Source organism: Yinghuangia seranimata (assembly GCF_029953285.1).
In the GTDB taxonomy this organism is placed as follows: domain Bacteria; phylum Actinomycetota; class Actinomycetes; order Streptomycetales; family Streptomycetaceae; genus Yinghuangia; species Yinghuangia seranimata.
The window spans coordinates 117954-125658 of sequence record NZ_JASAOI010000055.1 but is presented as its reverse complement, the minus strand read 5'-3'; the positions used below and the strand labels follow the sequence as shown (position 1 = coordinate 125658).

Below are 7705 nucleotides of genomic sequence, written 5' to 3'. Positions count from 1 at the left end.
CCGGGGCCGAGGGGGCGGCTTGACCCGCGTGCCGTCCGCGCTAACGACCTCGGCAACTAGCGGCAGGGGCGGGGAGTGTGGCGCCGCTTTGCCCGGCTGCCGCTGCCCGCCCGCGGCCCCAGCGTGGTCGCCGGATGAGCGGTGCGATCCTCCATGCCGCCCTGCGGTTCCCGCGTGGTGGGCGCCGGGCGCCGCTTCGACGATTTCAAGATCTTGCCCGATCCGACACATGATCTTGGAGGATCCGAAGACGCGGACGGCGTCCGCCGAGAGTTGTCCACAGGCTCCAGGCGCAGCGGCGCCTCGGAGGGGTAAATACGCCCAATATACCCGCATGGGTAATAGCGGTGATCTTGATGAGATCGTGCGGCGCCAATCCGGCATCGTGACGCGGGCGCAGGCACAGCGGTGCGGTGTGCCAAGCCGCACATTCAGCCAATGGTGCGCGAAGGGCGGCCGTTGGTCGGCGATCCTGCCCAGCGTGGCACTGACTTCACGGGCGGCGCCGACGCGGGAACAGCGCATCAGGGCTGCGCTGCTCTACTGCGGGGACGGTGCCGTCCTGTCAGGGCGGGATGCATTGGAAAGGTACGCGCTTGCCCGCGTTCCCCCGCTGCCGTTCATCCTGGTGGTGATCCCGCGTCGTCGCCGACCGCGGTCACTGCCTTCGTGGCTGCGGGTCGTGCAGACGACGCGCGACGGGCGGGCCCTGACGATCGGTGGGGTGCGGGTGGTGAGGTTGGCGCGAGCGGTGGTCGATACCTGCCGCCACATCGAGCGGGAACAGGATGTGGTCGGGCTCGTCGCTCAGGTGGTGCAGGGGCGGCGCGTGGGTGTCGGCGAGCTTGAGGAAGAGCTCGTCGCGGCACCGAAACGGGGGACGCGGCTATTGAACCTGGCGATGGAGGAACTGCGGTCCGGGACGCGGTCGGTGGCGGAGGCGGAGGCGCGGAGGGTGGTTGAGACGGCCAGGCTGCCGAAGGCGGTGTGGAATGCCTGGCTCTACCTCCCCGACGGGACGTTCCTCGCCTGTCCGGACGCGTACTGGGTAGAACTCGGCGTGGCACTCGAAGTCAACTCCTGGGCCTACCACTCCTCGCCGGAGGACCTGGCGCGGACGGAGCGCCGGCGGCTGCGGATGACAGCGGCGGGGATCGTCGTCGTGGCGGTCACTCCACTGGAGATCAGGGAGCATCCCGACAGGTTCATCGCGGATCTGCGTCAGGTGATTCGACAGCGCACCGCCGCCCCTCCCACTGAACTGCCGGATGTGGAGGTGCGGGGCTCCGATGGCGGGGCTGGCGAACATCGGTCGGCTTGAGGGTTCGGCGACCACGCTGGGGCCGCGGGCGGGCAGCGGCAGCCGGGCAAAGCGGCGCCACACTCCCGCCCCTCCCGCTAGTTGCCGAGGTCGTTAGCGCGGACGGCACGCGGGTCAAGCCGCCCCCTCGGCCCCGGGACAGGCCGCCTGTCCGTGGATGGATCACCGCGGCTTGACGCGCGGGCCGGCCGCGCGAAAATCCAAAAGCGGGAGGGGCGGGAGGCCGCCAACAGCGATACAGGCCCGGGACGGCGCAGCCTGGCGCAGTCCCCGCCGCAACGGAACAGGCCCACCCACCAGCGGGACGGCCGGAGTCGGCTCGCCGGTTGCCGGGTCGTGGCGGGCGGCCTGCTCAGCCGAAGTAGTCGTCGTCGAGGGCGGCCGTGTCGATCTTGTCGAGGGCCTCGGTGCCGTCGGAGACGTGGTCCAGGAGGCGTTCCAGCGTCTCGGCGAGGCGGGTGCGGGCGACGGTGTCCAGGCTCAGTTTGGACAGGGAGCGTTCCAGTTCCTCGAGTTCCTCCAGGACGCCGATCGCGGTCGACGCGCCGGAGGGGGCCAGTTCGGACCTCAGGTAGGCCGCCAGGGCCTGACCCGTTGGGTGGTCGAAGACCAGGGTCGCGGGTAGGCGCAGGCCCGTCGCGGTCGACAGGCGGTTGCGGAGTTCGACGGACGAGAGGGAGTCGAAGCCGAGGTCGACGAGGCTGCGCGCTGGGTCGACCGCGTCGGGGGAGGCGTGGCCCAGGACGGTGGCGATGTGCCCCCGGACCAGGGTGGTCACCAGTTCCTCGGCCTCGTCGGACGAGGCCGTGGCGAGGGCGGACAGCAGGCCTCCGCTGTCGGCGCCCGCGGAGCGGCCGGGGTCGCGCCGGCCGAGGCCGCGGAGCAGGGGCAGGGCGTCTCCCGGCGGTTGGTCGTTGAGGGTGGGCAGGTCGATGTGGACGGGGACGAGGAGGGGGTCGTTGGAGGTCAGGGCCGCGTCGAGGAGTGCCAGGCCCTCGGCGGGCCGGAGGGGCAGCAGCCCGGACAGGCGGGCCCTGCGGACCAGTGCCGCGCCTGTGCGGTCGGCCATGCCGCCGGCCAGGTCCCACAGTCCCCATGCGAGGGACGTGCCCGGGAGCCCCGCCGCCCTGCGGCGGTACGCCAGGGCGTCCAGGAACGTGTTCGCCGCCGCGTAGTTGGCCTGGCCCGGTGAACCGAGCACGCCTGCGGTCGAGGAGAACAGGACGAAGGCGGCGAGCGGCAGATGGGCCGTCAGTTCGTGGAGGTGCCAGGCCGCGTCGACCTTGGGGCGGAGGACGGCCTCCAGGCGTTCGTCGGTCATGGACTCCACCACGCCGTCGTCCAAGGTTCCGGCGAGGTGGACGACGGCGGTCAGCGGATGCTCGGCCGGGACCGACTCCAGAACCGCTGCGGCCTCCTGGCGCAGCGTCAGGTCGGCGGCCACCACTGCGACTTCGGCCCCCAGCCCGGTCAGTTCGGCGACCAGGTCGTCCGCGCCCTCGGCCGCGAGGCCGCGTCGGGACGCGAGGAGTACGTGACGTACGCCGTGCGCGGTCACCAGGTGCCGGGCGACCAGCCGTCCGAGGGCTCCCGTTCCTCCGGTCAGGAGAACGGTTCCGGAGACATCGAACGGCGCTGCTTCGGTGGCGGGTTCGGCCCGGACGAGGTGCGCGGCCAGCACCACGCCCGCACGGATCGCCAGTTGGGCCTCGCCCGACGCCAGTGCGCGCCCGAGGAGTGGCAGCGTCCGATCGGTGCCGTCGCCGTCGACGAGCCCGAAGCGTCCCGGGTGCTCGGACTGCGCGGAGCGGACCAGTCCCCACGCGGTCGCGGCCGCGAGGTCGGTCACGGTGTCGGTGGGGGAGCAGGCGACGGCGCCGCCGGTCAGGAACACGAGGCGGGACGCGGCGAAGCGCTCGTCGGCGAGCCATTCCTGGACGAGGTGCAGCACCCGTCCCGCCAGCTCCCGCGCCGCCGCGGCCTCGTCGCCGTCCTTCAGGTGGACGGGGTCGGCGGCGAGCGGGACGAGGACGGTGTCGGGGGCGGGCACGAGGTCGGCGAGGCGGGAGACGACCGGGATGCCGAACTCGGTCCAGACCCCCGGGACGTCGTGGAGGACGGTGAAGGATCCGGTGGCGCCGGCCACTTCTTCCGGGAACGTTGACCAGTCGACCCGGAACAGGGTGTTGCGGACGCTGGTGCTTGCGTTCGTGCGCAGCTGGTCGACGGAGACCGGGAGGAACGCCAGCTCCCGCACCGCCGCGACCGGCCGACCGCGTTCGTCCGCGACGGTCAGGGCCACCCGGTCGCTCCCCGCCTGGCGGGTGAAGCGCACCCGCAGGGCGGCCGCGCCGCCGCGGGTGACCCGCACGCCGGACCACGCGAACGGCAGCACGATCCGCTCGTGCTCCGCCTCCGAACCGCCCGCCTCGGCACTCGTCTTCGTGGTCGCAGCGACGGCGTGCAGAGCCGCGTCGAGGAGTGCCGGATGCACCGCGAACTTCGCATTCGTGTCGCGAAGTTCATCCGGCACGGCGACCTCCGCGAAGACCTCGTCGCCGCGTTCCCACACCGCGCGCAGGCCCTGGAACGCCGGTCCGTAGCGGTAGCCGCGCTCGCTCAGCCGCGTGTACAGGTCGTCCGTCGGCACGGCGACCGCCCCCGGCGGCGGCCAGACCGCGAGCCGTCCCGGCGATTCACCGTCTGTCTCGGCGAGTTGGCCGACGGCGTGGCATGTCCACGCGCTCTCCGTATCGGCCGCGGGTGCCGAGCCGCCGCCAAGCACCGGGCGTCCGTACACCGCCAGCGACCGGTGCCCCTCCGCGTCGGCACTGCCGACCACGATGCGCAGCCGCACCCGACCGTCTTCCGGCAGGACCAACGGCGTCTGTACGAGCAGTTCGTCCACCTCTTCGCACCGCGCCACCTCGGCCGCGTGCAGGGCGAGTTCGACCAGCGCCGTGCCCGGCACGACAACCGTCCCGGCGACCGCGTGGTCGGCGAGCCACGGGTGGGTCTCCAGAGACAAGACCCCGGTGAGCATGACGCCGCCGGTCTCGGGGTTCTCCACGACCGCGCCGAGCAGCGGGTGTTCGGCCCGGTCCTGGCCGGCCTGCGCCACGTCGCCGGCGCGCGCCGGCTTCGGCAGCCAGTACGGCGTCCGCGCGAACGTTCGCGTCGGCAGGTCGGCCGGGTGCACGCCCGCGAACACCGCGCGCCAGTCCACCCGCACGCCGTGGACGTGTGCCCTGGCCAGCGCCGTCATCGCTGCCTCGGGCTCGGTGCGGTCGGTGCGCAGCGCGGGCGTGACCATCACCGCCGGGTCGTCCAGACAGCGCTCGATCATCGCGGCCAGCGTGCCGCCCGGGCCGAGTTCGACGTAGCCGGTGACGCCCTGCCCGTGCAGCCAGGCGACGCCGTCGGCGAACCGCACGGACTCGCGCACATGCCGCACCCAGTAGGCGGGCGAGGTCAGTTCGTCCGCAGCAGCGAGCCGGCCGGTCAGGTTGGACACGATCGGGATGCGCGGGGCCGCGTACGTCACCCGTTCGGCGACCCGGCCGAAGGCGGCCAGCATCGGGTCCATCAGCGCGGAGTGGAAGGCCCTGTTGACGGCGAGCCGCTTCGTGCGCCGCCCGCGTCCGCGCCAGGTCGCGGCGGCGAACGCGGTGGCGTCCTCGGGACCCGAAAGCACCACGGACGAGGGCCCGTTGACGCCCGCGACCGCGACCCCGTCCGGAAGGTCGTCCCGCAGGATCTCAGCTTCGCTCGCCTCGACCGCGAACATCGCGCCGCCGTCCGGGAGTTTCTGCATCAGCGCGGCCCGGGCGACCACCAGCGTGCAGGCGTCGTCCAGCGACAGGACGCCGGCCGCGTGCGCCGCCGCGAGCTCGCCGATCGAGTGCCCGATCAGGTAGTCGGGCCGCACGCCGCATGCGGAGAGCAGTCGGAACAGCGCCACCTCGACCGCGAACAGACCCGTCTGTGTGTACACGGTCTCGTCCAGGAGCGCCGCCCACGGCGTGCCGGCCTCGGCGGCGAGGACGTCTCCGAGCGCGACCTCCACATGCGCCGCGAGCCGGACGTCCAGCGCGTCGACGATCCGCCCGAGCTCGTCCGCGAACCGCGTCGACGCGGCGGCAAGTTCCGCGCCCATGCGGGCGCGCTGCGAGCCCTGGCCCGAGAACGCGAATGCGAGCAGGCCGCCGGTCGCCGCCCCTTCCACGACGTTCGCAGGAGTGGACAGGGACCCCAACGAGCCGAGAGAGGACATGAGTTCGTCACGCGTGCCGCCGGTCAGCACCGCCCGATGGTCGAGCGCCGCCCGCGTCGTCGCCAACGCCGCGCCCACCCGCAGGGGGTCGACGTCCGGAGCGGCCGTCAGGTGCGCGTGCAGTGAAGCCGCCTGCACCCGCAGGTCGGCCTGCGTGCGACCCGAAAGCACCCACGGCGTCGGGAAGCCGCCGATGTCGAGCGCCGAACCCGAAGGGACATGAAGAGGATCCGGGTCGCCCTCCTCCACGATCACATGCGCGTTCGTCCCGCTGATCCCGAACGACGACACCGCCGCGCGCCGCACCCGGCCCGCCCGCGGCGCCCATTCCCGCGCGTCCGTCAGCAGCTCGACCGGCCCGCTCGACCAGTCGATCACCGGCGACGGGGAGTCCACGTGCAGCGTGCGAGGCAGCGTCGCGTGCCGGAGTGCCAGCACCGTCTTGATGATCCCCGCGATGCCCGCGGCCGCCTGTGTGTGCCCGATGTTGGACTTCACCGACCCGAGCCACAACGGCCGTTCACGTCCGACGCCGTACGTGGCCAGTAGCGCCTGGGCCTCGATCGGGTCGCCGAGTCTGGTCCCGGTGCCGTGCGCCTCGACCGCGTCGACGTCGTCCGGCGTAAGCCCCGCGTCGGCCAGCGCGGCGCCGATCAGCCGTTGCTGTGCGGGCCCGTTGGGGGCAGTGAGCCCGTTGGACGCGCCGTCGTGGTTGACGGCGCCGCCGCGCACGACGGCCAGCACGCGGTGTCCGTTGCGCCGTGCGTCCGACAGCCGTTCGCACAGCACGACGCCGACGCCCTCCGACCACGCCGTGCCGTCGGCGGCCGCCGCGAACGACTTGCAGCGTCCGTCGGGCGCCAGCCCCTGCTGCCGGCTGAACTCGGTGAACACGACCGGGGAGGCCATCACCGTCACGCCCCCGACCAGCGCCAGGTCGCACTCGCCGTTGTGCAGCGCGCCGGCCGCCAGGTGCAGCGCCACCAGCGACGACGAGCACGCCGTGTCCACGGACAGCACCGGCCCCTCCAGGCCGAGCGTGTACGCCACCCGTCCGCTCAGCAGGCTGGACGAGTTGCCGGTCATCAGGTGCCCCCACAGCTCCTCGGGCGCGTCGTCGGCGCGCACCGCGTAGTCGCTCTGGACGACACCGGTGAACACCCCGGTACGGCTGCCGCGCAGCGTGTCCGGGGCGATACCGGCCCGTTCCAGGACCTCCCACGAGACCTCGAGCAGCAGGCGCTGCTGCGGGTCCATGGTGACCGCCTCGCGCGGTGACAGCCGGAAGAAGTCGGCGTCGAACGCGGCCGCGGAGCCGAGGAATCCGCCGACCCCGACGGCCGAGCGCGGGACGCCGTCTACTCCCGGGGCGAAGAGCTCTGCCTCGTCCCACCCCCGGTCGCGCGGGAACGGGCCGATCGCGTCGCGGCCCTCGGCCAGCAACGTCCAGAAGTCCTCGGGGGATTCGACGCCTCCGGGGAGGCGGCACGCCATGGCGACGATCGCGATCGGGTCGCGGGACGTCGCCGAGGCGGCGCCGCGGTCCGCTGCGGAAGGCTCGGACGCGGTCGCGGTTCCAGCGAACCCGTCCTCCCGGGAGGACATGTCGTCCGCGCCCCACACCACGCCCAGCAGGTGTTCCGCAAGCGACGCGGGTGTCGGATAGTCGAAGACGAGGGTCGCCGCCAGCGGTACGCCGAGCTCGCCGCCCAGCGCCTCCGCGAACTCCAGGGCGGCCAGCGAGTCGAAGCCGTGCTCCTCGAACGTCCGTTCCGGAGCGATCTCCTCCGGGCCCGAACGACCCAGCACCGCCGCCGCGTTGGCGCGCACCGCGCGCAGCAGGAGCGGTCCGCGCTCCACCTCCGCGACCGTGCTCCACCGGCCGCGCACACCGGCGGCCTGTACCGTTCCAGCCGGATTGTCCTGCGGGTTTCCCGAGTTCATGGCCGTCACCACCCCCGCGGGGAAGCTACCGACAAGCGGGTGCCGCGCATCCACGCTCCGGTAACCGATCGCCCCCATCCGCGGCGAGAGCGAGCGGTGACCAATAGATGGATGATCGCGTGGATTCGGGCGGTAGGTTCCGTCTCCGACACAGAGTTCGGGGAGGG

At 73.0% G+C, this 7705-nt stretch carries 2 protein-coding genes; one reads left to right on the top strand and one right to left on the bottom strand.

Annotation, left to right across the window (positions count from 1 at the left end; all coding sequences use genetic code 11):
* Positions 1-334: 334 nt before the first annotated feature.
* Entirely contained in the window at positions 335-1321 is a 987-nt protein-coding gene (locus QI554_RS32865; protein WP_281475316.1) for a hypothetical protein, read from the top strand.
* Between the two features lie 352 nt (positions 1322-1673).
* On the opposite strand, the gene QI554_RS32860 is transcribed toward QI554_RS32865, so the two are convergent.
* Complete coding sequence (locus QI554_RS32860) at positions 1674-7538, bottom strand: type I polyketide synthase (RefSeq protein WP_281475315.1); 5865 nt, start codon at positions 7536-7538, stop codon at positions 1674-1676.
* Between the last annotated feature and the right edge of the window lie 167 nt (positions 7539-7705).